Raw genomic sequence first — 23,188 nt, forward strand, 5'->3', positions numbered from 1 at the left:
TATATGATGCCTAGTACCATGCGCTTAATAAGTACGCTAAGAAGCACGTTATGCGTGATCATAGCACCGGCTGAGCAACGGCGTCATGCCGCAAGCGTTCGAGACTGATAGAATCACGCTTTTCAGCCGAGTAATGGCATGCAGCATACTTCTCGACCAGTGGTTTCTAATCAGCCAGGCCCACATCAGGATCTCGCCCGACGAGTGAGCCGAGCGTTAACGCATCCGCTACGTAAACCAATCGCCGAACACACGCAGCGCAGTTTCGCCCTGGCGGCAGAGTGGTTCGTGGGCCGTCAGGCACCGTTGATACTCGATTCGGGCTGTGGCGTGGGGATATCGACCCGCCAACTGGCGGTGCAGTTCCCTGCCCATGCGGTAATCGGCGTGGATCGCAGCGAGGATCGTTTGGGGCGTGACCATGGCCAGTTGCCTGACAATGCGCTGCTGGTAAGAGCGGATCTGGTCGACTTTTGGCGCTTGGCCTATCAGGCTGGCTGGGCGCCAGAGTATCACTTTCTCCTTTATCCGAACCCTTACCCCAAGGCGGGGCACCTAAAAATGCGCTGGCATGGCCATGCGGTTTTACCCACACTGTTGGCGCTTGGCGGGTGTCTTGAGTTGCGCTCCAACTGGTTCCTCTACGTTGAAGAGTTTGCTTTGGCAGTGGCACAGGTAACCGGCAAACAGGCAGCGGTGACTGAAATTGCGCCTAAAGGGGACTATTTAACCCCTTTCGAAGCTAAGTATGCTCAGAGTGGTCAGGTTCTGTGGCGTTTATGCGTTGAGTTGGAGCGAACATGACGTTTGTCTATTTGGTGTTGGCGATTGTGGCCGAAGTGATCGCCACGAGCGCCTTAAAAGCCTCCATGGGCTTCACGCGCCCGCTACCCAGCGTGGTGGTGGTAGTGGGTTACGGGTTAGCTTTTTATTTGCTCAGCCTGGTGCTGCGCACGCTGCCGGTAGGGGTTGCCTATGCGATTTGGGCAGGCCTGGGCATTGTGCTGGTCACCTTGGTCGGCATAGTGGTATTCGGTGAAAAGCCTGATTTGCCGGCGGTGATAGGAATTAGTTTGATAGTAGCAGGCGTGGTAATGCTGCAAATGTTTTCAAAAATGAATGTGCATTGAGGAGCTGTAATGGGGTGTTTTTTTGCTGTTAAGCGCATGCAGCGCTGGTCGCTGGTGACAGGTGTAGCCACATTGGCGCTGTGTGCCAGCACCAGTCTGTTCGCCGATTTCAATCGCCTGGGCCAACTGCAGAGCAAAGGCTTTTCGATTAGTGCAGAAGCACGCCTTTTGGATGCTGATGCAGGCGCCAATGCGTTGTTGGGCAGCATCACCCCGGATCGCCAGCTGTCGCCCGCTTCAGTCACTAAAGCCTACTTGTCGGCGGCGGCGCTAAACCGTTTTGGCCCCCAGCACCGCTTTACCAGCCAACTGGTCAGCTCCGCTAGCATTGAAAATGGGGTGTTACGCGGTGACTTGGTGTTTGAGGGCGGCGGGGACCCGGGCCTAACCACTGAGAACCTTTGGCGTTTGGTGCAGCGTTTGCACTTAGCCGGGGTGCGTGAGGTAGAGGGGGCGTTGGTGGTCAGCCAGTGGCGCTTTGGGTCAGTGGACTGTATTACCACGGACCGCTGTAATGCCCTGACTCGGGTTGCCAATGCCTATAGCGCGCCGCTCTCCTCAGCTGGCGTTAACTTTGGTAGCTGGTGCGTTAATGTCGCACCAGCGACGAACGCGGGTGAGCCCGCCCAAGTGGGGCTATGCGATAGCCAGACGTCGCTGATCACCATTGATAACCAAGTAATCACCCGCCCCGCCAATAGCGGTACTGAGATTAGCGCTGAACGAATTACCGATGAGCGTGGCGACGTGATGCGCTTGACGGGGCAGATCTCCACCAATGCCACTGCACGCGATGTCTACCGTGGCGCAGGGGATGCCGCCGAAACAACCGCGCAAGTGCTAATGGGCATGTTGAACCAGGCGGGTATACAGGTGCGCGAACCGTGGCGCGTTAGCTCGTCTCAGCCGCCTAGCAGCGCCCAGCGTCTGGCGGCGGTGGACAGCCAGCCACTGCAAGAGCTATTGCTGCGCATCATGAACTACTCCAATAACTATATGGCCGATGTGCTGGCGCTGGATCTCGTCGAGACACCTCAGGCACAGCTACGCCAGGCGGGCCAGGCGATTGAAACTTACGCCCACAGCCTGCCCGGGCACGGGCCGTTAACATTGTATAGTGGTAGCGGACTGACCACTGAAAACCGCACATCGGCCCAGGGCGTTAACGTAATGCTGGAGGACATGTTTCGTCAAAGTAGCCTGTTTCCCAGCTTTGTGGCGGCCTTTCAGTCACCCGCTAACGGGGTAATGCGCTTCATTCGGCGAGGTTCCTCCACGTTTCAAAACAATGTCATGATCAAAACCGGCACGCTTAACCAACCTTTTGCAGTACGCGCCGCGGCGGGCTATTTTCGCACTGCGCAAGGGCGCTGGGGGGTGTTTAGTGTCATGGTCAATGGTAACGGCAGTACGCCTTATTTAAGCTGGACTGAAGTGCTGGATCCGTTGTCACAGGATCTAGAAGCAATGATGTTAGCGAATTGAACAAACTCTACGCTCACAAGGTGAGGCGATCTGCATGAAACCTGGGCATACCGGTTTAACACATTTGGTTCACTCCACGCGCTATTCGTGGAAAGGCCTGAAAGCGGCGTTCAGAAACGAGGCGGCTTTCCGTCAAGAGGTCGGCATTACGGTAGTACTGCTGCCGCTTGCCTGGTGGATCGGTGAAGGACCTATCAGTTGGCTACTGCTAGTGGGTAGTCTGTTTTTTGTACTGATAGTGGAGCTGCTTAATAGTGCGATTGAGAACGTGGTGGATCGGATTGGTACCGAGCACCATGAGCTTTCAGGGCGGGCCAAGGATATTGGTTCGGCGGCGGTGATGCTGTCGCTGATCATGGCCGGGCTTACCTGGGGGCTATTGGGCTGGGAAAAATTCTTTAGCTAAGCAGGTAATTGAAAGCGAACGTTTTTGACGCGCTGTCAGCGAGGTAGTTATGCAAGTGAACGACGATTTCTTACCGTTGTCGACGCTGCCAGCGTCGTTACATACCGCCACCCAATCCGCCTGGAAGCGGCTACGCGAGGCGCTTGCTCAAGCCGATAATGTCGCCGAGATGACCAAGCAGGAATTGCCTTCCAGTAATTGGCAAGGGCTTTCGGAGCAGCGTCGCGAGGCGCTTGCTAAAGTATTGACCATCTCGACCTTCGCGCTGGATACCCTGGTTCGCTACCCCCAGTGGTTGGCCGAGTTGGATATTGCCGGTGAGTTGGACGTAAACCCAGGTCGAGATGAGCTGGCTAGCTGGCTGAGTGAGTCACTTGAGAGTGCCGAAGACGAAGAGGCGATGCAGCGGGTAATCCGCCGTTTTCGTCGCAAGCGTATGCTGGGGATTATCTGGCGTGACCTTAACCGTGCCTCTGGCCATAGCATGTGGAGTACCGCCACGGCGGTGTCTGAGCTTGCCGAAATATGCTTGGAAGCGGCATTAACCTGGCTTGAACGTTTTTACGCGCCGCGTTGGGGCTTACCTGCCCCACGTAAAGACGGCACGCCCCAGCGTCTGGTGATTCTGGGTATGGGCAAACTAGGTGCTGGGGAGCTGAACCTCTCTTCCGATATCGATCTGATCTTTGCCTTCCCTGAAAAAGGTGAGACGCAAGGTGGGCGCAAACCGTTAGAGCACCAGGAATACTTTACCAAGCTGGGGCAAAAGCTGATTGCCGCCCTGGATGCCATGACCGCCGATGGCTTCGCCTTCCGTGTCGATATGCGCTTGCGGCCTTTGGGCGACGGCGGGCCGCTGGTGGGCTGTTTTGCCATGCTCTCTAGCTACTACCAGGATCAAGGCCGCGAATGGGAGCGTTACGCCATGCTCAAGGCGCGCCCGGTCGCGGGGGATCTGGACGCGGGCGATGAGCTGTTGGCCGGGCTGCGCCCCTTTGTGTATCGCAAATACCTGGATTTTGGCGCCATTGAGTCGCTGCGTGAACTGAAAGCGATGATCAACCGCGAAGTGAAGCGCAAAGGCATGCAGAGCAATATCAAACTTGGCTCCGGCGGCATTCGTGAGGTTGAGTTCGTCGTGCAGGCGTTCCAACTGATTCGCGGCGGCCGCGATACGGAGCTGCAGGTGACATCGCTAAAAACGGCGCTCAATCGTTTGCCCGAGCTGGGCCTGTTGCCGCAGGAAGTGGTCGATGAGCTGCTGCCTGATTATGCTCTTCTGCGCGATGTCGAACACGCTCTCCAAGCACTGGAAGACCGTCAGACACAGACCTTGCCCAGCGATGATGCTGATCGTGAACGGGTAGCCTTCGCCATGGGGCATGAAGATTGGCCGGGGTTGATAGCTCAGCTTGACGAAGTGCGCGAGCGGGTGCGCCAACACTTTGATGCCGTGATTGCCGACCCCGAAGAGGATGTCGATGAGGCCAACGATGATAGCCAGCTTGGCTTGGCTCAGTGGCGGCTTATTTGGCGCGGCGAGTTAGAAGTGCAGGAGGCCAGCGCGTACCTGGCCGAGGCGGGTTTTAACGAGCCAGAAAAAGCCTTGAAGCGGCTGCATAGCCTTTATCATTCTCGGCAAGTGCAAAGCATGCAGCGGATTGGCTTCGAGCGCTTGGATGCGTTAATGCCGCTGCTGTTGGATGCGGTGGCGGGCAATGAAGCACCGGATACCGCGCTTGAACGGGTACAGCCGCTGATTGAGGCCGTACTGCGGCGTACAGCTTACCTTGCGCTGCTGCGCGAAAACCCCCAGGCGCTCGAACACCTGATGCGCTTGTGCGCCGCGAGCCCCTGGATAGCTGAACAGCTGTCGCGTTATCCCATTCTGCTCGACGAGCTGCTGACGCCAGAAACGCTGTATACCCCCGCCGATAAAGCGCGCCTTGCCGATGAGCTGCGCCAAACGCTGAATCGTTTGCCAGAGGATGATGAAGAGGCCCAGCTAGAGGCATTGCGCGTTTTTAAACACGCTCAAACCCTGCACGTAGCGGCGTCGGATATCGTGGGTACTCGGCATCTAATGAAAGTAAGCGATTACTTAACCTATATCGCCGAAGTCATTCTCGATGCCGTGTTGGCGATGGCGTGGAAGCATATTACCCGCAAGCACGGTGTTCCTGAGGGGCTGAATGCCGGGGAAGCGGCTTTTCTGATCGTTGGTTACGGCAAACTGGGCGGCATTGAGCTGGGCTACAGCTCCGATTTAGATCTTGTTTTCCTTCACGATAGCGATGGTCAGGGCACAACTGATGGTCCACGACCCATTGATACGCCAGTGTTTTTTACCCGTCTGGGACAGCGTATTATTCACCTGCTCACCGCGGTAACGCCCACCGGCACGCTGTATGAAGTGGATATGCGCCTGCGGCCTTCGGGTAATTCAGGACTATTGGTGACATCGCTTAAAGCCTTTGCCGAGTATCAGCGTCAGAATGCCTGGACCTGGGAGCACCAGGCATTGGTGCGCGCCCGGGTGGTGGCGGGTAGCGATTCGCTGGCCGAGAAATTCAGTCAGTTACGGGGCGATATTCTAGGTGGTGAGCGAGATAAAGCTGCACTGCGCGAAGAGGTGGTCAAGATGCGTCAGAAAATGCGCGACCATCTGGGCAGTAAAACCACCAGCAATACCTTTAACGTCAAACACGATGCGGGCGGTATGGTGGATATCGAGTTTCTCTGCCAATACGCGGTGTTAGCGCTTGCTCACCAAACGCCTGCGTTACTTACTTACAGCGATAATATCCGCATTCTAGAGAGCCTGACCGAGAGTGGGTACTTACCAGCTGAAGAGGCAGAGCGTCTTCGCGAGGCTTATCTGGCTTATCGCAGCGCTACGCACCGAGCGGCGCTCACCGGTCAGAAAGCACTCAGCGATGGTGAGGAATTCCGTGCGCATCGCGATATAGTCACCGCGCTCTGGCAGCGCTTTCTTGAACCTTCCACCGCCGATAACCGCTAGTCAGACGGTAACCAGGACGCAACAGTGATAACAAGGAATAGGGCTGGGCGGTCCGTATGATTGGACATATTCTGGCCACGCTATTGCCAGTATTTTTAATCGCTGGCTGTGGCGCAGCCTATGGGCGCTACCGTACACCGGATATTCGCAGTCTCAATACCCTCAACATGGAGCTGTTCGTTCCGCTATTGGTGTTCGCCGTGCTGGCTGACCGGCAAGCGCCGTTAGCTGAGTACGCCTGGCTGGCCACGGCAGCGATAGCAGTAGTGCTGGGGTCGGGGCTTGTACTTTGGCCGCTGGCAAAGTGGCTAAAGCTGGATAGCAAGATCTTCCTTCCGCCGATGATGTTCAACAATGCGGGCAATATGGGCGTGCCGCTGCTGGTGTTGGCATTTGGTGCTGAGGCGCTTCCTGCGGCGGTGGTGGTGTTTATCGTTGAAATGCTGCTGCACTTTTCGGTGGGGCTTTACATGCTTAACCCGCGCACTTCGCTATGGCGAATGCTGCGCATGCCAATTGTACTCGCGAGTCTGGCGGGTTTAGCGGTGAATATCAGTGGCCTGCCGCTGCCTGGCTGGCTGCTGGAGGCGATGCATATGCTAGGCGGGGTATGTATTCCGCTAATGCTGTTTGCGTTAGGGGTGCGGCTCTTGGAGATCGACTTTAGCGATTGGCGTATGGGGATACTGGGGGCGGTGCTGTGTCCGATTTCCGGATTAGTAATTGCTTTGCCGTTGATGTGGCTACTGCCACTAAATGCGCTTCAGGCGGCGGTGCTGCTGGTATTTGCGGCACTGCCGCCTGCGGTGTTGAATTACTTGGTCGCAGAGCAGTATAAGCTGGCGCCACAAAAAGTGGCTTCGCTGGTGCTGATTGGTAACCTGGGCAGTCTGGTCGTTATGCCGCTGACCTTGGCCGCGGCATTTACCTGGGTTTACGCGCCGCTGTAACAAAGTATACGGCACTAGGTGGCGCGAAAAAGTGACTAACGGGTTAATTAACGATCATCTTTAACTTCATAGCTGCCTTCCAAGACATCCTGATGACCAGGACGGTTTTGCGCAGACGTATGCGGGGAAGCATGTCCGTGAGAATGCCCTTGAGAATATCCCCCACCTATATCCTGTGCCTGCTGGGCGCGCATCTGCTCCATACGCTTTTTCATTTTATGGCGCATAAACGGCATCATTGCCCAGCCAATCAGCAAGAAAAACAGGCCGAGTACCACGCCGACTATCATTAACGCGCCAAACGCCAGCCACGTGAGCAGCAGCTTCAAGCTGCCCGCCACTCCGCTGGGTTGAGTTTGCGCAGCACGGGCGCGCCATTGGTTAGCCGCTTGCCATGCAGCGTTGCGTTGGTCGCGATTCATCTGTGGCATGAGAGCCTCCATCGGTTATTCGCACCCATTGGAACACAGTAGCTCTAGCAAGTTCACTGCTTGGCCACAGTGCGATTAGATTTTTCAACTGTTACCATTAAGCTGTACAAGGCAAGTTTAGTTGTACAAGCATGCGCTTAATACGCAGTGCTTACCTAAACAGAGCTCATTTAACAGGACGGTTATATGGCGAATCATGGAGGCAAGTCGGTATTCATCGCATCGGTGGTGATTATTTTTGGCTTGGTAGTTGTGGGGGCGTCATTTCCTGAAGGATTTGCCAACGTTGCAGAGGGCGCACTGACTACTGTTACCGGGCTATTCGGGTGGTTTTATCTATTTTCGGTTTTTGGTTTTGTCATTTTTCTGTTTGGTCTGGCGCTAAGCAAGTATGGCAAGGTGCGCTTAGGCCCCCAGGACAGTCGACCCAACTATACATTCTTTTCGTGGATCAGCATGCTGCTGGCCGCAGGCTTTGGTGTCGGACTGGTCTTCTATGGCATGGCGGAACCCATGTTTCACTTCATTGAGCCGCCCTATGGCGACAGAACCGCCGAAACCGAAGCGGCCGCCCGCTACGCTATTCAATACAGCTACTTTAACTGGGGGATACACCAGTGGGCAGCTTTCTCGATTGTCGGTTTGATCATTGCCTATTTTCAGTTCCGAAAAGGGCAGGCAGGACTGGTGTCGTCCGTACTGTCATCGATAACGGCTAAGAATCCTAAAATTCGTCCTTACGCTTCCTGGCTGGATGTATTTGCCGTGGTCGCCACCGTAATGGGGGTGGCTACCTCGTTAGGGTTAGGCGTGCTGCAGATGAATGGCGGTTTAAACGCTGTGTTTGGCCTGCCGGAGAACGGTTTCTGGCAGTTTGTGATTCTTTTCGTGATGTTCTGCGCCTATATGGCTTCTACCTGGTCGGGTTTGGATAAAGGCATTAAACGCCTCTCTAACCTTAATATGATTTTATGTATCGGGTTGATGCTGTATGTGCTGTTCACTGGCCCCACCGTGGCGATATTAGAGACCATCACGGTGGGGATTGGCGATTATCTGCAGAATTTTATCGGCATGAGCCTGCGCATTTCTCCCTATGGTGATAATGAGTGGGCAAGCAACTGGACGATTTTCTATTGGGCCTGGGTGATTGCCTGGTCGCCGTTTGTAGGTACCTTTATTGCCCGGGTATCACGGGGGCGTACCATCAAAGAGTATGTGTTTGGGGTGCTGTTCGTACCGCCGCTGCTGGCCTGTTTATGGATTGGCGTATTCGGTGGCGCGGCGCTGCACATGGAGTTGAACGGTACCGATATCGGTCTTGCTGCCGCAACCCAGGATAATATAACCGTCGCACTATTCGAGATGTTTGAGTTGATGCCCTTTACCGGCGTGCTGTCGGTCGTTGCGATGCTGCTGATCTTTATTTTCCTGGTCACCTCCGCTGACTCGGCCTCGTATATCGTGGCGCAAATGACCGATAATGGTTCGATCAATCCGCCGCTCTATAAGCGCGTCATTTGGGGTGTGCTGATCGCCGCTATTTGCCTGACGTTAATTGCCTCAGGTGGCTTAACGGGGCTGCAATCGGCTTCGGTGCTGTCGGCACTGCCGTTCACCTTTATCTTGTATATGATGGTGTTCGTATTAGTTCAGGAACTACGCGCCGACCGCAAGGCGATGCTAACGCAGCTTTATCGCCGCCATGGCGAAACGCCGGTGGGTGCGGACGCCTTTGAAGCCGAGCTGTTAGGTGAAGAAGAGCGCTTGCGCCGTGCACCGAGTGTGGTCAATCGGCGCATTAATAGTTAGCATCAGTCATCAGCACTAATAAAAAGTAACCAAGCCTTCGATTGCGGGGCAAGGTAGTTGGGGAGCAGCGACACATGAAGCGAAAATGCTGATGGCGCGGCAAGGGCGCCATGGAGCGACACGACGGCAGGCTAAAGGAGTTGCTTTCGATCGCTGGCTAGATAGGGTAGTCACAGTAGCGGTGCTAACGGCGATGATCATTGGTCTGGCTGCTGTGGCCGCTCACTGGCTGCTTTAAAGTACCAGCTCTGTGCAATATGTGTGCTTAACGCCCGGCTTTATGCCGGGCGTTTGCGTGTTTCGACCCGGTTTCGGCCCAGCCGTTTGGCGTGGTAAAGGTGCTGGTCGGCACGCTCAATCAGCGCTTCAGCACTAATTGATAAGCCGGGCGACATGCTGGCAACACCCATGCTAACGGTAAGCTCTGAATGGGTGCTTGAAAAAGCATGAGGAATGGCCAGTGACAGCACTGCTTCGCGCAAGCAGTTGGCAACGCCCACAGCGTCGTCATGATCCTGACCTGGCAGTACACAGACAAATTCTTCGCCGCCGTAGCGGGAGAGTAAATCCCTGGCGGGGGCAATGCACTGATTGAGCGCTTTTGCTACGGCGCGCAGGGTGTCGTCGCCCATGGCGTGCCCATAATGATCGTTAAATTCCTTAAAGTTATCGATATCGATAAAAATCACCGATAGCGGCTGCTGGGTTTGCTGCGCCAAGTGCCAGTGTTGTTGATAAAACTCATCGAAGTGGCGTCGGTTCGCCACGCCCGTCAAGCCATCCATATTAGAGAGATGATGGAGCTGGTCGCGCTGCTCCAAGCCTTGCTGAAACGCGTTTAACAAATGATCCAAACTATCCACCAGATGCCCTAACTCATCATGCTGATGTCCTCGCAACATTGGCTTGGGCCACTGGCCGGGACGATTGGGATCGGTTTGGGCAATAGCTGCGTGTACCTTGAGCAATGGGCGAGTAATAAATAGATGAAAAAAAGCGATCACCACTAGGCTTAAAATAAACGCCTCTAAAATACTCACCCCGACCACCGTGTAAATACGCGCGAGGAACTGCTGGGTTAAGTAGCCTTCTGCCAGCATCAGCTCAATCTCGCCGACGACCGCTTCCGGCATGTCGCTGCCCATGTAGTAGGCGAGGTCGGTTTGGTGGTGCAGTATATCGCCAAATAAATATTGGCTGAGCCACGTCGAATCAGCCTGTTTTGGCCTCTCAAATTCAGCCAGAGCGCGCCCAAAATCGTCACGAATCGACACCCATGCGACCTCGTCAGCATTAAATAGCCCATAGGCGATTTGGTGGGCGAGGTCGGGGTTAAGCTGGAAAGCGGCCTCTGCTGCGGCGCCGTTAACGACCGCCAACTGTTGAGTAATGCGTTGCTCGGTTTCCTGGCGCATATTGGTAGCGTGGCTGAGAAGTTCAATACTTCCTGCTACACCACTAATCAGCATAGCAATGAGCAGGGTGAGTAGCGCTTGCTTAGTGGTCAGGCTGCCTTTTTTAGGCGCGACGCCAGTGGTCAACATAGGAAAGCGAGGGCGGGGGCTTATCACTGGCTCTCCCCCTGCAGGGCATCCAGCTGGGCTTGCAGTCGCTCCAGCAGTGCTTTCGAAACGTTGAGGTGGCAGGCGAGATAAAGCGGTGCGCGATAAAAAGTAAATAAATGCGCTAGCGCGATGTCCTGTTCATGTGCCATAAATTCACCGGTTGCTTTGCCTGTCACAATCACATCTAGTAGCCCCGCCTTTAAACGCGCGATATTTTCTCGCTCCGAAGGAGCAAGTAGCACATTAATGCCGCTATCAGCGACGTAATCGCCTATGGCATCTTCCCTAAAACTGCCCACTCGCCAAGCGTTCAGCCCGGAAAGTGAATCAACATTGAGCCCACGCTCGGCTAAACTGAACGCTGCCCATTCATTGTCGACCAGTGGCCCCACCCAGTGAAACAGCGCTTCACGCTCAAGGGTGCGGGTGGTGGAGTAGACGCAATGGTTCTCCCTTAAGCGTGCTTCGGTGTAAGCGCGTGCCCAAGGCAGCAGCCGAAAATTAGCCTCTATGTCAGCTTGGCGAAGCGCATCACGTAGCAGTCGCGTCGCACTACCGATTATTTGCCCTTGGTCGTCCGAATAATTGAACGGTGGATACTCTTCGGTATTGATCGTCAGCGGCATCGCATGAAGTGGCAGACTGCAGCTACCGATAACGGTGATCAGGGCAACGCCCATGCAGTATTGCCATCGGCGAGTTAGGTCGTTAGCCATCGTCAACTACCTCTCGACTCGTCCCGCTTGCACCCTGTTTAAGGCCTGCTGCATCAGCGCTACCAGACGTGGATCCGTGGCTTTGTTGATGGCAAAGTATAGCGAAGATTCGCTGAGGGTGTGTGTGGGGGTTAAAATATCTTTAGGATAACCTTCTGACTCCGCTATCCAGCCAGCCACATTCTGACTGTAAGCCCATAGGTCAACTCGCCCGCGGGTTAGCATATTGAGTGCGCTTCGGTTATCAATAGCGGATACGAGTAAGTGCTCAGGATAGCCAGCTTCCAACAGTGCCTGGGCACCGATATCTTCCCGAATGACCGCTACGGTCAGGCCGCGATCAATCGCTTGAGCCAAAGAATCAACCACAATCGGTGCGTCGCGGTGGGCTAGCAGTACGACCCGGTCTTGAGCAATCGGCCCCACCCAGTGGAAATTGACCTCTCTTGAGGGCGTACGCGTAGTGGAAAATAGCACCGTATTAGGTTGGCTGCGCGCCAGCTCATAGCCGCGAATCCAAGGGTAGTGACGGACGTCATTACGGCTTAATGGTGTTTCTGTCGCTGCAAAAATAGCCTCCAACAAATCAATCGATATCCCGGTTAATTGCTGATTATCGATATAGTTATAGGGCGGGTACTCTTCAGTAATAAAGGTTAATGCCGCCAAGGTGTCGGGCTCATCAGCCTGTCCGCTTGCGACGATTGCCAGCCAGAGGCATAGCGTGGCCATCAACCTGGTTAAGGGTTGTCGGTACACTGGCCGTAGAGATGGCTGGGCTAATCCCATCGCAGTTCTATCCGTATTACTGATCAATCAATCAAACTTAGAGCAACGCTGGTCGGCTGTCATCTCTAATCTGCCAACGCAAGCCGTGGCGCCTTGGCGGTTCTATCTGCTAGCCTTACGGCTTCCCCTGTGAGAGAAAACTAATGCTGCCTGCTAACACTGCTAAGGCGACGGATGGCTACGCATCGCGTCGAGAAATTTTCGGCTGGGCGATGTTTGATTTTGCCAACCAGGCCTACACGCTTTTGATTATTACCGTGGTATTTGGCGAACTTTTCACCACAGTCATTGTGGGGGATCGGGGCGATAATTTCCGGTTGGCCAACTTTTTGTGGAGCCTGGCCTTGGCGATTAGTTATCTAATGGTGGTGATTACCGCGCCGTTGTGCGGAGCGGTGATGGATTACCGAGCGGAGAAAAAACGCTTTCTGCTGATTAGTTATCTCGCCACCGTGGTCACTACGGGTATGCTCTACTTCGTTGAGCCGGGCTATGTCGTTATCGGCTTGTTATTGATCGTGCTGTCTAACTACGCGTACTCCATGGGGGAGTCATTTATTGCTGCATTTTTACCTGAACTTGGGCCGCCGCAGTCGCTGGGCAAAATTTCTGGCTTTGGTTGGGCGCTCGGCTACATCGGTGGACTGTTTGCGGCAGGTTTTACCCTGGTGGTGCTAGGCGAGGCCAGCGCGGAAAACTTTGAGCGCATACGCTGGGTGGGGCCCTTTGCGGCCGGCTTTTTTCTGATTACCGCTATTCCTACGTTTTTATGGCTAAAAGAGCGAGGCACCCCTCAGCCCCGTGGCGTCTCTTATCGGCATATTGCCCTGAACCGCGTCACCACCACCCTTCACGAGCTGCGCTATTTTAAAGATCTGACGGTATTTTTGATTTCACTGCTGTTCTCGATGGCCGGCGTCTACATCATCATCGCGTTCGCCTTTATTTATGGTGCTCAAGTGATCGGCTGGGATGAAAGCGTACGTAATATCATGTTTATTATTGTCCAAGTGACCGCTGCAGCAGGGGCTCTGGGGTTTGGCTGGATACAGGATCAGCTAGGTGCCAAGCGAACGTACCAAATGACCCTGGCGCTATGGGTGTTGGCGATTATTGCTATCTGGGCAACGCCGGAGATGACGCAGTGGGTAAACGGGCAGTTTGACCTGCAGTGGCAGGCACAGTACGTATTTTTGATAGTCGGCTGCCTGGCGGGGCTTAGCCTGGGTTCCAGCCAATCTGCCAGCAGGGCTCTGGTGGGGCTATTTTCACCCTTGGAGAAATCAGCCGAGTTCTTCGGCTTCTGGGGGCTGGCGAATAAGTTGGCAGGGGTGTTGGGGATCGTCATGCTGGGGGTGTTGCAGACGCTGGTTGGTTTGCAAGCGTCTATTCTATTATGTGTTGCCCTGTTCGTTATCGCGATGCTGATTTGCGCCAGGGTCAACGAGCGCCGTGGTCGGGAGGCGGCGCTCGCCTGGGAAGCCAACAGCTATAGCAACACTAATAACGCTAACGAGGCATCCTTACCTCAGTGAGGTGGAGCATGGCAACGCACCTAGCAGGTCAAACAGCGCAACGCGGTGGTATCGTTATGATGCTGCTGTTTTGGGTGCTGTTAATGGCGGTGGGCACTTGGTGGATTCACGGTGGTCTCGAAGAGATGATGCGCCCGAACGCGAATATTGTGCATACGCTACCTGCAGGTGAGCCGGTTACCTTAAAACGTAACCGGGCAGGGCACTTTGAAGCGCCGGGACGCATCAACGGCACGCCGGTGACCTTTTTGCTCGATACTGGCGCCACCTATGTCGCCATACCGGTCGATTTGGCTAGCGAGTTAGGCCTAAAACCGGGACGCCGCGCTTGGTTCAATACCGCCAATGGTCGAGTTGAAGGTACTTTAACCGAACTCGATGAGGTTTCTCTGGGCGGTCTAAAAGTGCAGAATGTGCAGGGGTCTATCAGCCCCGGCATGGAGCGTGACACCGTTCTACTCGGCATGAGCTTTTTAAATTTATTGTCGATTGAAATACAGTCGGGTGAGATGGTGTTGAGCCTTCCCGAGCAGTGAGTTCGGCTTGTGAATGTGCCACTGATATGATTGTCTAAATTAATACGAGTGCCAACATGCTAAGGAGTTGCTATGGGCATTGAAGTAGGTGGTTTATTAGGGCTAATTTGGCTCATCATTGTGATCTGGGCCATTGTGAAAGTAGCCAAAAGCGGCGCGGGTGGTCTTGCTAAGCTGATATGGATCCTGGTGCTGCTGTTTTTCCCGTTAGTCGGCTTAATTGCATGGTTTCTGTTTGGGCCCAAAGGGTAGCCGCTGAAAAGCAAAGTTGTTGAAAAGCCCGCCTCGTGCAATTGCGTCAAAATGTGTAGTCGAAAAAAGTAGTTGTAAAAAAGTAGCTAAGTAAAAAAAGGCAGGCCACTGGTGGTCTGCCTTTTTAAGTATGCTTTAGCAATAGATGTACTTAACCAAACATTACTCAATGGTGTCGTTTTCTTCCCCTGGCGGCGCCTTGTAATGCCCTGGGATTTTTAACTTCTCCCCATTGGGCAGGTCGCGCACTTGGGCTGGAACGTAAACACGCTTAATGACACTTTTCGTTTTGCTACTTCCCATGGCAGGTTCCTCCTGTCAAATTGTCGACAGTTCGCGCCTTAACAGTAGCTTCCGCAGGTGCGAGAATCAAGTATCGGGCCTTGTCTACCGATCAATGCGCATGATTGTAACGACAGAAGCGGGTGTTTTGATAGTTTTGAGTTATCCTGAGTGCCAATCATAGGGCGCCTGCGTTGGTATTGGGTGAGCGGGTGAAAAAATAAACAGCCTAAGCGGAGTGCATAAAGAGGATGGTAGATCATTTGGAACAGCAATTTCAGGCGCTTGAGTCGCAAGAGTCTGTAATGCCTGACTATCCTGATCAAGATCATGTCCTGATCATTGAGGATGACCAGCGTTTAGCCGAGCTGACCCGTGATTACTTGGAAGCGAACGGCTTCCAAGTAACGCTGGAAGCTGACGGTGCGAAAGGGGTCGACCGTATTTTAACCCTACAGCCCGATCTGGTGATTTTAGACTTAATGCTGCCGGGGGAGGACGGCCTGGCGATTTGTCGTCGTGTTAGACCCAATTTTGCCGGCCCGATCATGATGCTGACCGCTCGCACCGATGATCTTGATCAGGTCTTGGGGCTCGAAATGGGCGCCGACGACTACGTGCCGAAGCCGGTTCAACCGCGGGTGCTATTGGCGCGTATGCGCGCGCTGCTGCGCCGTGCCGACGGGCCGGCACCAGACGGCGAAATGCGGCTGCGTTTTGAAAACCTGGAGATCGATAACGCCACTCGTGAAGCCTGGCTTTCAGGCGAGCGAATTGACTTAACCAGCGCTGAGTTTGACCTACTTTGGTTACTGGGCCGTAACGCTGGCCGAGTACTCACCCGCGAAGAGATATTCAGCGACTTACGGGGCATTAAGTACGACGGCCAAGACCGCTCGATTGATGTACGCGTATCGCGCATTCGACCCAAAATTGGCGATGATCCGAATCAGCCTCACCGGATCAAAACCGTGCGCAGCAAAGGTTATCTTTTCGTCAAAGACAGTTGATCATTCAGAGGGATGGCATCATGCGGCGGGTGCTCAGTAACGGCTCGTTTTTACGCTTCTATTTGCTGTTGGGCATCGCGCTATTAGTGGTTTTTGTGATCGCCTTAGCGGGGCGCTCCTTTATCGAACAGGTGCGCCGTGAAGACTATCGTGAGCAGCTCGCCGCGCTGCCTATGTCGTTGATGACGCAACAGCTCGCCGACGCACCGGCTGAACAGCGAAATGCTCTGCTTGAGCATTTTTCGGAACAGCTCGATTTACAGCTGACCCTGCAGCCTATCGGCGATGCGGATTTGGGATTTTTCGAACGGTCGCGCCTGGAGCAGGGCAAAATACTGGTCGCTGAAAGCCCCTGGCTACTGCAACAGCGTTTGCCCGGCGACACCTGGCTGCTGCAAGCACGACTCGATGACTGGAGTGAGCACCAGTGGCATGGCAGCATTGAGTTGCTTGGTGGGTGGCTCGCGGCAGCGCCCGCGGAAGAGCGTGATGGCCGCATTGCCCAATTGCGCCCAGGGAGTTGGCCGTTGCAGCTTTTGCCTTCGTTGCCTGCGGGACTAACGGCGGCGCAGCAGGCTCAGCTGGCCAGGGGCAACGTCATCACCCAACTCGTTTCTGATAAGCTTTCAATTACACTGCTCTATCAGTTGCCAGGCGAGTCACAATGGCTGCAAGCGGGGCCTATTTCCCGCGGCGACACCTTACCGCTGAATTTGCACTTACCCCTTTTGATGGGGCTGATGATCGTTCTCAGCCTGATTATTTATTTGATTATGCGCAGTATCGAAGCCCGCATGGCGCGGCTGGAGCTGGCTGCCACGCGGATTGCCAGTGGCCGCCTGGAAACCCGGGTAAAGGTAGAGAGCGGTGATTTTTTAGGCCGCCTGGGGATGGCCTTTAATGGCATGGCCAATCAGGTGCAGAGCCTGCTGCGCGGTCAACAGGAGATGATTCGGGCGGTTTCCCACGAGCTGCGCACCCCGGTCGCGCGTATTCGCTTTGCCGTGCAGATGGTCGAGGATATGACCGACCAACCCGCCATTCGCCGCCAGCTTCAGGGGATCGATGCGGACATTGCCGAGCTCGATGAGTTAGTTGATGAAATTCTCACCTATGCACGACTGGGTGGAGAAACGGTTAATGGCGCTGAGCTTGAAACGGCGCTGGTAGAGTGTCGGGCCATGGCGGAACGGGTGATTGATACGCTGTCGCCGCTGCATAGGGGCTTAGCGTTGGCGCTTGCGCCTGGTCCTGAAATCGAGCTGCTGGCGGAGCCGCGCTATCTTCAGCGTGCGGTGCAGAATTTAGTCGGCAACGCCTGCCGCCATGCCAAGTCCCAGGTGATGATTCACCTCTGGGATGAGCCCAATCTGGTGCGTATTGACGTTGAAGACGACGGCCCCGGCATTCCGCCGGAAGCGCGGGCGGATATTTTCAAGCCGTTTGCCCGTCTGGACGATAGCCGTGCTCGCAGCTCTGGTGGCTACGGGTTAGGGCTTTCGATTGTGCAGAAAATCATGGCCGGGCACGGTGGTAGCGTGACCATCGATACCAGTCCCTCTTTGGGCGGCGCGCGCTTTACGCTGCTGGTTCCGCGTCGCGATCCGCAGGCTTGACCCCGGATAGCACTGCAAAGGAGGTCTCCCGCGCCGTGCGTAAAAAATCCTGCATCCATGGCGCTTCGCGGGTCTCTTCGCGAATCGCCGCATACAGCGTGCTCCATACCCCATGCTCGCCTAGCTTCACCGCGCTAACGTAATCGCGCTCTAAATACTCGGTGAGTGCCCAGTTGGGTAGTGCACACACGCCACGCCCGCTGGCCACCAGCTGCATCATCATAATCGTCAATTCGGCGGTACGAATCTCCTGAGGACGCACGTTCGCCGGTTGCAAAAACTGGGTGAAAATATCCAATCGCGACTGCTCAACGGGGTAGGTAATCAACGTTTCCTCAGCCAGTGCCTGGGGCTCTATAAACCCCCGGCCAGCAAAAGGGTGCTGGCGGGCGACGGCCAGTAACCCTTCATAGCGAAACAGCGGGGCGTAGTGAATGCCCTCAAGGGGCTGGGGGTCAGCGGTGATCACCAGATCCAGCTGCTCTCGGGCAAGCGCCGGAAGCGGGTCAAAGTGGTGTCCACTGGGAATGTCGATTTCCACTTCCGGCCAGTGATCGCGAAAATAGTCCACTGTGGGCATTAGCCACTGAAAGCAGCTGTGGCACTCAATGGCCATATGCAAACGCCCCTGCTCGGTGCCTGCCAGGCGCGCCAAATCACGCTCCGCCTTGCGTACTTCAGGCAGTACCTGGTCGGCTAGGGCGAGCAGCCGCAGCCCCGCGCGGGTGAATTCCACCGGGCGGGTTTTACGCACAAAAAGCGCGCTGTCCACGCGGCTCTCAAGATCTTTAAGCTGGTGCGAAAGCGCCGATTGGGTCAAATGCACGCGATCGGCAGCATCGACCAGGGAGCCGGTTTCGCGCAGAGCCAGCAGCGTGCGTAGGTGTCGTAACTCAATCATGTAGTGGCTCAATCATCGTGAGTGTTTTTCATCTTTACTATTAGAAACTTTAGTTTGATTCATCAAGGCCTGGTGCCCAGACTGTGTGAATTATTTCACGTTGGTAGGGTTCATCATGACAGTTTCTCATATTCTCGGCTATCCCCGCATCGGCGCTCAGCGCGAGCTAAAAAAAGCCACTGAAGCATACTGGAAAGGCGAGTGTACGCGTAGCGAGCTGGAAAACACCGGTCGCGAGCTGCGTTTGCGCCACTGGCAGGCACAGCAGGACGCGGGTTTGGATTTCGTTAGCGTGGGCGATTTCGCATTTTACGACCAAGTGTTGAACGTTTCAGTGGCGCTGGGGGCGGTGCCTGCCCGCTTTAACGCCAATAATGAAGTGGCAGGTGGCGATATCGATCTCGACACCACCTTTCGTATGGCCCGCGGTAGAGCCCCCAGCGGTGAGCCCGCCGCAGCCTGTGAAATGACCAAATACTTCGATACCAACTACCACTACCTCGTCCCCGAACTGCACGAAGGGCAAACCTTTACTCTGGCATCCAACCGGCTGTTTGACGAAGTGGATGAAGCGTTACGTGCGGGTTTTACCCCGAAAGTAACGCTGACGGGGCCGCTGACTTGGCTATGGCTTGGCAAAACCAAGGGCGGTGATTTTGACCGCCTGACGCTGCTCGACAGCGCACTCGACGTGTATAGCGAAATATTAGCGCGGCTTGCCACCCAAGGCATTGAGTGGGTGCAACTGGATGAGCCTGCGCTGGTGCAGGATCTGCCGCTGGCATGGCAGCAGGCCTATGAGCGTGCCTATCATCGCCTTCAGTCTGCGCCGCTAAAACTATTGCTAGCCACTTACTTCGGCGGCTTGGGCGATAACCTATCATTGGCGACCCGTTTGCCCGTGGCAGGGTTGCACATTGATGCCGTGCGCGCCCCCCAGCAAGTCGAGGGTGTGATTGACCGCCTTGGCCCCCATCAGGTGCTATCGGTGGGGTTTGTCGATGGTCGCAATATCTGGCGGGCCGATTTGGCTGCCTTGCGAGAACGCCTGCTGCCGTTGAAAGTGCGCCTGGGGCAGCGGCTTTGGTTGGCACCCAGCTGCTCGCTGCTGCATGTGCCGGTGGATTTGGCCCAGGAGACGGAGCTTGGTGATGAGCTGATCAGCTGGCTGGCTTTCGCGCGGCAGAAACTTGACGAGGTGGTCACCTTGGCGCGCTTGATCGATAACCGCGCCACGCCTGCCGATGAGCAGCGACTGGATCAGGCCACACGGGCGCTGGATGCCCGGCGTGAATCAACGCGTATTCACCAAGCTGAGGTCAGTGAGCGTTTGGCGGCGGTTCGCCCCGCCGATAGCCAGCGCCGGGCGCCTTATGGTGTGCGTTCTGAGGCTCAGCGTCGCGCGCTTAAGCTGCCGCTATTCCCCACCACGACGATTGGTTCTTTCCCGCAAACCGATGCGATTCGTGCCGCCCGGCGTGCTTTTAAGGCCGGTGAATTGGCATTAGCCGACTACGAAGCCCGTATGCAAGTTGAAATTGCCTACGCCGTTGAGCGCCAGCAGGCGCTGGGGATCGATGTGCCAGTGCATGGCGAAGCCGAACGTAACGATATGGTGGAGTACTTTGGCGAGCAGCTGGAAGGCTTTGCGTTTACCCGTTTTGGCTGGGTACAAAGTTACGGTTCACGCTGCGTGAAACCGCCAGTGATCTTCGGTGACGTATCGCGCCCCGCCCCGATGGCGGTGCGCTGGAGCGAGTATGCCCAAACCCTGACCGATAAGCCCATGAAGGGCATGTTGACAGGGCCGGTGACGATTCTACAGTGGTCGTTTGTGCGTGATGACCAGCCGCGGGAAACCACCTGCCGCCAGATTGCTTTGGCACTGTGCGATGAGGTGTTGGATCTGGAAAAAGCCGGGATCAAAATTATTCAAATCGATGAGCCAGCGCTACGCGAAGGGTTACCGCTGCGCCAAGATGAGTGGCAATCATACCTTGATTGGGCGGTAGAGAGCTTCCAGCTAAGCGCTGCAGGTGTGGCCAACACCACCCAGATTCATACCCATATGTGCTACTCGGAATTCAACGACATCATTGGCGCGATTGCAGCACTTGATGCCGATGTCATCACCATTGAAACGTCGCGTTCGGATATGCACCTGCTGGATGCCTTCCAGGACTTCGCTTATCCCAATGAAATCGGCCCAGGGGTTTACGATATCCACACCCCCAATATTCCCGAGGTGAGCTGGATGGTCGATTTGATGGAGAAAGCCCTGGAAAAAATCCCCGCCGAACGGCTGTGGGTAAACCCGGACTGCGGCTTAAAAACCCGTGGTTGGGCGGAAGTAGAGCCAGCGCTGGCCAATATGGTGGAAGCAGCTAAGGTGTTACGCCAACGCTATGCGTAAACGGGCAGAGGGCAGAATCCCTCCCGCTGCCCTAAGCAGCGGGGGAGTGCTGACTTTTCGATGCCTAGCTTTTTGATGCATAGGCGTAGAGCAGGGTTTCCTGGGCACTAATGGCATCGCTGTCGCCCGGATTCTGGAGTAGGTAGCTGCCGTCGGTCTGGAGCAGCCAGCTCTGGCAGTTATCCACCAGGTAGGTCTCCAGGTCTTTGCGTACCCGGGTGGCGAGCTTCTTATCCAGCAGCGGGAAGCAAGTCTCTACACGGTGGAACATATTGCGCGCCATAAAGTCCGCGCTTGAGCACCAGGTCTCCGTCTTGCCGTCATTGTGGAAATGGAAGACCCGGGTATGCTCCAGCAGACGACCAATAATCGAGCGCACGCGAATGTTGTCGGAAACGCCCGGTACTCCTGGCTTCAAACAGCACATACCGCGAATAATCAAATCGCACTCTACCCCCGCCTGTGAGGCCCGGTAGAGCGCTTTGATAAGCTTGGGCTCGGTTAACGAGTTGCACTTAATAATGATGTGCCCGCGCTTACCCTTACGCGCTATCTGCGCTTCCCGGTCGATCATTGCTACCAACCGTTCATGCAGCGTAAATGGCGCGTGCAACAGCGTGTCGATTTTGCGTGCGCGGCCCATTCCAGACAACTGTTGGAACACTTTATGAACATCGGCACACAACGCTTTGTTGGCAGTCAGTAGGCTGTAGTCGGTATATAGCTTGGCGGTCTTAGAGTGATAGTTACCGGTGCCCAGGTGCGCGTAGTAGCAAAGTTCACCTTTTTCGCGACGAACGATGTGCAGCATTTTGGCGTGGGTTTTGTACGCCATAATGCCGTAGACAACGATTGCCCCCGCTTCCTGCAAGCGTGAAGCCAGCTGTAGGTTGTCGGCCTCATCAAAGCGCGCGCGCAGTTCAATGACCACAGTGACTTCTTTGCCTTGGCTGGCCGCTTCCACCAGTGCGTTAACAATGGCCGAGTCTGCGCCGGTACGGTAAAGGGTCTGCTTCACTGCCAGTACATTTGGATCCCGGGCGGCTTCGCGCAGCAGGTCTTCAATCGGCGTAAACGACTGGAAAGGGTGATGGAGTAGAATGTCGTTCTTGGCGATGGCTTCAAACAGGCTACCCGCTTTGAGCGCTTTGGGAATGCTGGGGGTAAACGGCCGATAGAGTAGTTCGGGGCGATCCACGTCCCCCAGTACCGACATCATACGGGTTAAATTAACCGGCCCTTTGACGCGATATAAGTCGTCGCTTTCCAGTTCAAACTGGCGCAGTAAAAAGTTGGTCAAGTCATCAGGGCAACTGTCGGCAACTTCCAGGCGCACACCGCTGCCGTAGCGGCGTGCCAGCAGCTCACCGCGCAGCGCAGAGGCGAGATCCGAAACCTCCTCTGGGTCAACGCTCATATCCGCGTTGCGGGTCAGCCGGAATTGATAGCAGCCGCGTACGCTCATGCCAGGAAACAGCTCCTCGGCATGGGCATGAATCATCGAAGAGAGGAAAACATATTCCGAGAATCCCTCCTCGCAGAGCTCCTTGGGCAGTGCCATCAGACGCGGTAGCGAGCGCGGCGCGGGAAGAATCGCCATCCCCCCGGCGCGACCAAACGCATCTTTGCCTTCCAACTCAACAATAAAATTGAGGCTTTTATTCACTAAACGCGGGAAAGGGTGCGAGGGGTCGAGGCCGATCGGGCTAATGACCGGCATAATTTCATTATCGAAAAACGCCTTAACCCAGGCTTTCTGCTCATCAGTCCACTGATCGCGGCGACGAAAACGCAGCCCATGGGTTTCCAGCGCGGGTAACAAAGTGTCGTTGAGTATCTGATACTGGCGATCAATTTGCGCGTGGGCAAGCTGCGAGATCTCCGCCAACACCGCTTTGGGCAGGCGGCCATCGGCGGCGGTGGTGTCGTCGCCCAGGGCAATTTGATGCTTCAAGCCCGCCACTCGAATCTCGAAAAACTCATCCATGTTGGAGGAGAAAATCAGCAGGAACATTAGCCGATTGAGCAGTGGGTGGGCGTCATCTAACGCCTGCTCCAACACGCGGATATTGAACTGTAGATGCGATAGCTCGCGGTTGAAGTAGAGCTGGGTATCGTCGAGGTCGGTTTCAGGCTGTGCTTCACGTGCCTGGACGCCGGTCGGGGTACGGTTAATCCGTAGCGGCGTATCGCCGTCGCTGCTGGTGTGATCGGTAGACGACAGTGGTAAGGAATCTGAAGCTTGCTCGTCCATAGTGGATCTCCCCGCGTTGATAGCTCGAAGGTATCATAGCCTGATACTTGTATATCAGTGCAGTATGCGGGGAGAAGATGACA

The 23,188-nt window shown here is 55.3% G+C and carries 20 protein-coding genes; 13 read left to right on the forward strand and 7 right to left on the reverse strand.

What is annotated here, in order from left to right; genetic code table 11:
* Positions 1 to 138: 138 nt before the first annotated feature.
* From E0L35_RS05310 to E0L35_RS05335, 6 genes are read left to right on the forward strand one after another with little or no spacing between them, the layout of a single operon-like run.
* Positions 139 to 804 (forward strand): tRNA (Guanine-N(7)-)-methyltransferase, encoded by a 666-nt coding sequence (locus E0L35_RS05310; protein ID WP_022522080.1) that lies wholly within the window; start codon positions 139 to 141, stop codon positions 802 to 804.
* The gene (locus tag E0L35_RS05315) at positions 801 to 1,130 is read left to right on the forward strand and encodes a multidrug efflux SMR transporter (protein ID WP_022522081.1); all 330 of its coding nucleotides are present in this window, start codon (positions 801 to 803) and stop codon (positions 1,128 to 1,130) included. Before E0L35_RS05310 ends, E0L35_RS05315 begins: the two co-directional genes overlap by 4 nt.
* Positions 1,131 to 1,139: 9 nt before the next feature.
* On the forward strand, positions 1,140 to 2,615 hold the full coding sequence (gene dacB / locus E0L35_RS05320; protein ID WP_138799852.1) for a D-alanyl-D-alanine carboxypeptidase/D-alanyl-D-alanine-endopeptidase: 1,476 nt from the start codon (positions 1,140 to 1,142) through the stop codon (positions 2,613 to 2,615).
* Positions 2,616 to 2,649: 34 nt separating this feature from the next.
* The gene (locus E0L35_RS05325; RefSeq protein ID WP_022522083.1) at positions 2,650 to 3,021 is read left to right on the forward strand and encodes a diacylglycerol kinase; all 372 of its coding nucleotides are present in this window, start codon (positions 2,650 to 2,652) and stop codon (positions 3,019 to 3,021) included.
* A gap of 49 nt (positions 3,022 to 3,070) precedes the next feature.
* A complete protein-coding gene (gene glnE / locus E0L35_RS05330; protein ID WP_138799853.1) occupies positions 3,071 to 6,043 on the forward strand; it encodes a bifunctional [glutamate--ammonia ligase]-adenylyl-L-tyrosine phosphorylase/[glutamate--ammonia-ligase] adenylyltransferase in 2,973 nt (990 codons plus the stop codon).
* A 56-nt stretch (positions 6,044 to 6,099) separates the two neighbouring features.
* Positions 6,100 to 6,993 (forward strand): AEC family transporter, encoded by an 894-nt coding sequence (locus E0L35_RS05335; protein WP_022522084.1) that lies wholly within the window; start codon positions 6,100 to 6,102, stop codon positions 6,991 to 6,993.
* A 47-nt stretch (positions 6,994 to 7,040) separates the two neighbouring features.
* On the opposite strand, the gene E0L35_RS05340 is transcribed toward E0L35_RS05335, so the two are convergent.
* Entirely contained in the window at positions 7,041 to 7,424 is a 384-nt protein-coding gene (locus tag E0L35_RS05340; protein ID WP_041159402.1) for a hypothetical protein, read from the reverse strand.
* A gap of 186 nt (positions 7,425 to 7,610) precedes the next feature.
* On the opposite strand from E0L35_RS05340, the gene E0L35_RS05345 reads away from it, so the two are divergent.
* Positions 7,611 to 9,236, forward strand: a complete 1,626-nt coding sequence (locus tag E0L35_RS05345; protein WP_009287453.1) for a BCCT family transporter — start codon at positions 7,611 to 7,613, stop codon at positions 9,234 to 9,236.
* 278 nt (positions 9,237 to 9,514) lie between these two features.
* Here E0L35_RS05345 and E0L35_RS05350 read toward each other — a convergent pair whose 3' ends face one another.
* Genes E0L35_RS05350 through E0L35_RS05360 form a run of 3 tightly spaced genes read right to left on the reverse strand, consistent with a single transcriptional unit; the run spans position 9,515 to position 12,249 of the window.
* Positions 9,515 to 10,807: a sensor domain-containing diguanylate cyclase gene (locus E0L35_RS05350; RefSeq protein ID WP_138799854.1), complete on the reverse strand. Its 1,293-nt coding sequence runs from the start codon at positions 10,805 to 10,807 to the stop codon at positions 9,515 to 9,517.
* Entirely contained in the window at positions 10,804 to 11,517 is a 714-nt protein-coding gene (locus tag E0L35_RS05355; protein WP_022522088.1) for a transporter substrate-binding domain-containing protein, read from the reverse strand. Before E0L35_RS05355 ends, E0L35_RS05350 begins: the two co-directional genes overlap by 4 nt.
* 6 nt (positions 11,518 to 11,523) lie before the next feature.
* Complete coding sequence (locus E0L35_RS05360) at positions 11,524 to 12,249, reverse strand: transporter substrate-binding domain-containing protein (RefSeq protein WP_223828111.1); 726 nt, start codon at positions 12,247 to 12,249, stop codon at positions 11,524 to 11,526.
* Between the two features lie 200 nt (positions 12,250 to 12,449).
* Between E0L35_RS05360 and E0L35_RS05365 the strand changes: the two genes are divergently transcribed.
* The 3 genes from E0L35_RS05365 (at position 12,450) to E0L35_RS05375 (ending at position 14,629) form a co-directional block, all read left to right on the forward strand.
* Positions 12,450 to 13,841, forward strand: coding sequence for an MFS transporter (locus E0L35_RS05365; RefSeq protein WP_022522090.1), 1,392 nt, complete (start codon positions 12,450 to 12,452; stop codon positions 13,839 to 13,841).
* Positions 13,842 to 13,849: 8 nt separating this feature from the next.
* The gene (locus E0L35_RS05370) at positions 13,850 to 14,377 is read left to right on the forward strand and encodes a retropepsin-like aspartic protease (RefSeq protein ID WP_022522091.1); all 528 of its coding nucleotides are present in this window, start codon (positions 13,850 to 13,852) and stop codon (positions 14,375 to 14,377) included.
* Between the two features lie 72 nt (positions 14,378 to 14,449).
* Positions 14,450 to 14,629: a PLDc N-terminal domain-containing protein gene (locus E0L35_RS05375; protein WP_022522092.1), complete on the forward strand. Its 180-nt coding sequence runs from the start codon at positions 14,450 to 14,452 to the stop codon at positions 14,627 to 14,629.
* A 162-nt stretch (positions 14,630 to 14,791) separates the two neighbouring features.
* Here E0L35_RS05375 and E0L35_RS26235 read toward each other — a convergent pair whose 3' ends face one another.
* Positions 14,792 to 14,932 carry a hypothetical protein gene (locus tag E0L35_RS26235; RefSeq protein ID WP_162836279.1) on the reverse strand — a complete coding sequence of 47 codons (141 nt, stop codon included), beginning with the start codon at positions 14,930 to 14,932 and terminating at the stop codon, positions 14,792 to 14,794.
* A 230-nt stretch (positions 14,933 to 15,162) separates the two neighbouring features.
* Between E0L35_RS26235 and E0L35_RS05380 the strand changes: the two genes are divergently transcribed.
* Together E0L35_RS05380 and E0L35_RS05385 are read left to right on the forward strand one after the other, a co-directional pair.
* Positions 15,163 to 15,921, forward strand: coding sequence for a winged helix-turn-helix domain-containing protein (locus E0L35_RS05380; RefSeq protein ID WP_007113866.1), 759 nt, complete (start codon positions 15,163 to 15,165; stop codon positions 15,919 to 15,921).
* A gap of 20 nt (positions 15,922 to 15,941) precedes the next feature.
* Positions 15,942 to 17,537, forward strand: coding sequence for an ATP-binding protein (locus E0L35_RS05385; RefSeq protein WP_138799855.1), 1,596 nt, complete (start codon positions 15,942 to 15,944; stop codon positions 17,535 to 17,537).
* Here the strand turns inward: E0L35_RS05385 and E0L35_RS05390 are convergent.
* Positions 17,500 to 18,438, reverse strand: a complete 939-nt coding sequence (locus E0L35_RS05390) for a LysR family transcriptional regulator (RefSeq protein WP_022522094.1) — start codon at positions 18,436 to 18,438, stop codon at positions 17,500 to 17,502. The genes E0L35_RS05385 and E0L35_RS05390 overlap by 38 nt on opposite strands.
* A 115-nt stretch (positions 18,439 to 18,553) precedes the next feature.
* Here E0L35_RS05390 and metE point away from each other — a divergent pair, with 115 nt between their 5' ends.
* A complete protein-coding gene (gene metE, locus E0L35_RS05395) occupies positions 18,554 to 20,851 on the forward strand; it encodes a 5-methyltetrahydropteroyltriglutamate--homocysteine S-methyltransferase (RefSeq protein WP_138799856.1) in 2,298 nt (765 codons plus the stop codon).
* A 64-nt stretch (positions 20,852 to 20,915) separates the two neighbouring features.
* Here metE and ppk1 read toward each other — a convergent pair whose 3' ends face one another.
* Positions 20,916 to 23,105, reverse strand: a complete 2,190-nt coding sequence (ppk1, locus tag E0L35_RS05400) for a polyphosphate kinase 1 (RefSeq protein WP_138799857.1) — start codon at positions 23,103 to 23,105, stop codon at positions 20,916 to 20,918.
* Positions 23,106 to 23,188: the final 83 nt, after the last annotated feature.

The sequence above is a fragment of the Halomonas sp. ATBC28 genome (genome assembly GCF_005937175.1).
In the GTDB taxonomy this organism is placed as follows: Bacteria; Pseudomonadota; Gammaproteobacteria; order Pseudomonadales; family Halomonadaceae; genus Vreelandella; species Vreelandella titanicae.

Bases quoted from the DNA above. Each gene is read 5' to 3' on its own strand.
- E0L35_RS05310 (WP_022522080.1), top strand. From the start codon at position 139: ATGCAGCATACTTCTCGACCAGTGGTTTCTAATCAGCCAGGCCCACAT.
- E0L35_RS05315 (WP_022522081.1), top strand. From the start codon at position 801: ATGACGTTTGTCTATTTGGTGTTGGCGATTGTGGCCGAAGTGATCGCC.
- dacB (WP_138799852.1), top strand. From the start codon at position 1,140: ATGGGGTGTTTTTTTGCTGTTAAGCGCATGCAGCGCTGGTCGCTGGTG.
- E0L35_RS05325 (WP_022522083.1), top strand. From the start codon at position 2,650: ATGAAACCTGGGCATACCGGTTTAACACATTTGGTTCACTCCACGCGC.
- glnE (WP_138799853.1), top strand. From the start codon at position 3,071: ATGCAAGTGAACGACGATTTCTTACCGTTGTCGACGCTGCCAGCGTCG.
- E0L35_RS05335 (WP_022522084.1), top strand. From the start codon at position 6,100: ATGATTGGACATATTCTGGCCACGCTATTGCCAGTATTTTTAATCGCT.
- E0L35_RS05340 (WP_041159402.1), bottom strand. From the start codon at position 7,424: ATGCCACAGATGAATCGCGACCAACGCAACGCTGCATGGCAAGCGGCT.
- E0L35_RS05345 (WP_009287453.1), top strand. From the start codon at position 7,611: ATGGCGAATCATGGAGGCAAGTCGGTATTCATCGCATCGGTGGTGATT.
- E0L35_RS05355 (WP_022522088.1), bottom strand. From the start codon at position 11,517: ATGGCTAACGACCTAACTCGCCGATGGCAATACTGCATGGGCGTTGCC.
- E0L35_RS05360 (WP_223828111.1), bottom strand. From the start codon at position 12,249: ATGGCCACGCTATGCCTCTGGCTGGCAATCGTCGCAAGCGGACAGGCT.
- E0L35_RS05365 (WP_022522090.1), top strand. From the start codon at position 12,450: ATGCTGCCTGCTAACACTGCTAAGGCGACGGATGGCTACGCATCGCGT.
- E0L35_RS05370 (WP_022522091.1), top strand. From the start codon at position 13,850: ATGGCAACGCACCTAGCAGGTCAAACAGCGCAACGCGGTGGTATCGTT.
- E0L35_RS05375 (WP_022522092.1), top strand. From the start codon at position 14,450: ATGGGCATTGAAGTAGGTGGTTTATTAGGGCTAATTTGGCTCATCATT.
- E0L35_RS26235 (WP_162836279.1), bottom strand. From the start codon at position 14,932: ATGGGAAGTAGCAAAACGAAAAGTGTCATTAAGCGTGTTTACGTTCCA.
- E0L35_RS05380 (WP_007113866.1), top strand. From the start codon at position 15,163: ATGGTAGATCATTTGGAACAGCAATTTCAGGCGCTTGAGTCGCAAGAG.
- E0L35_RS05385 (WP_138799855.1), top strand. From the start codon at position 15,942: ATGCGGCGGGTGCTCAGTAACGGCTCGTTTTTACGCTTCTATTTGCTG.
- E0L35_RS05390 (WP_022522094.1), bottom strand. From the start codon at position 18,438: ATGATTGAGTTACGACACCTACGCACGCTGCTGGCTCTGCGCGAAACC.
- metE (WP_138799856.1), top strand. From the start codon at position 18,554: ATGACAGTTTCTCATATTCTCGGCTATCCCCGCATCGGCGCTCAGCGC.
- ppk1 (WP_138799857.1), bottom strand. From the start codon at position 23,105: ATGGACGAGCAAGCTTCAGATTCCTTACCACTGTCGTCTACCGATCAC.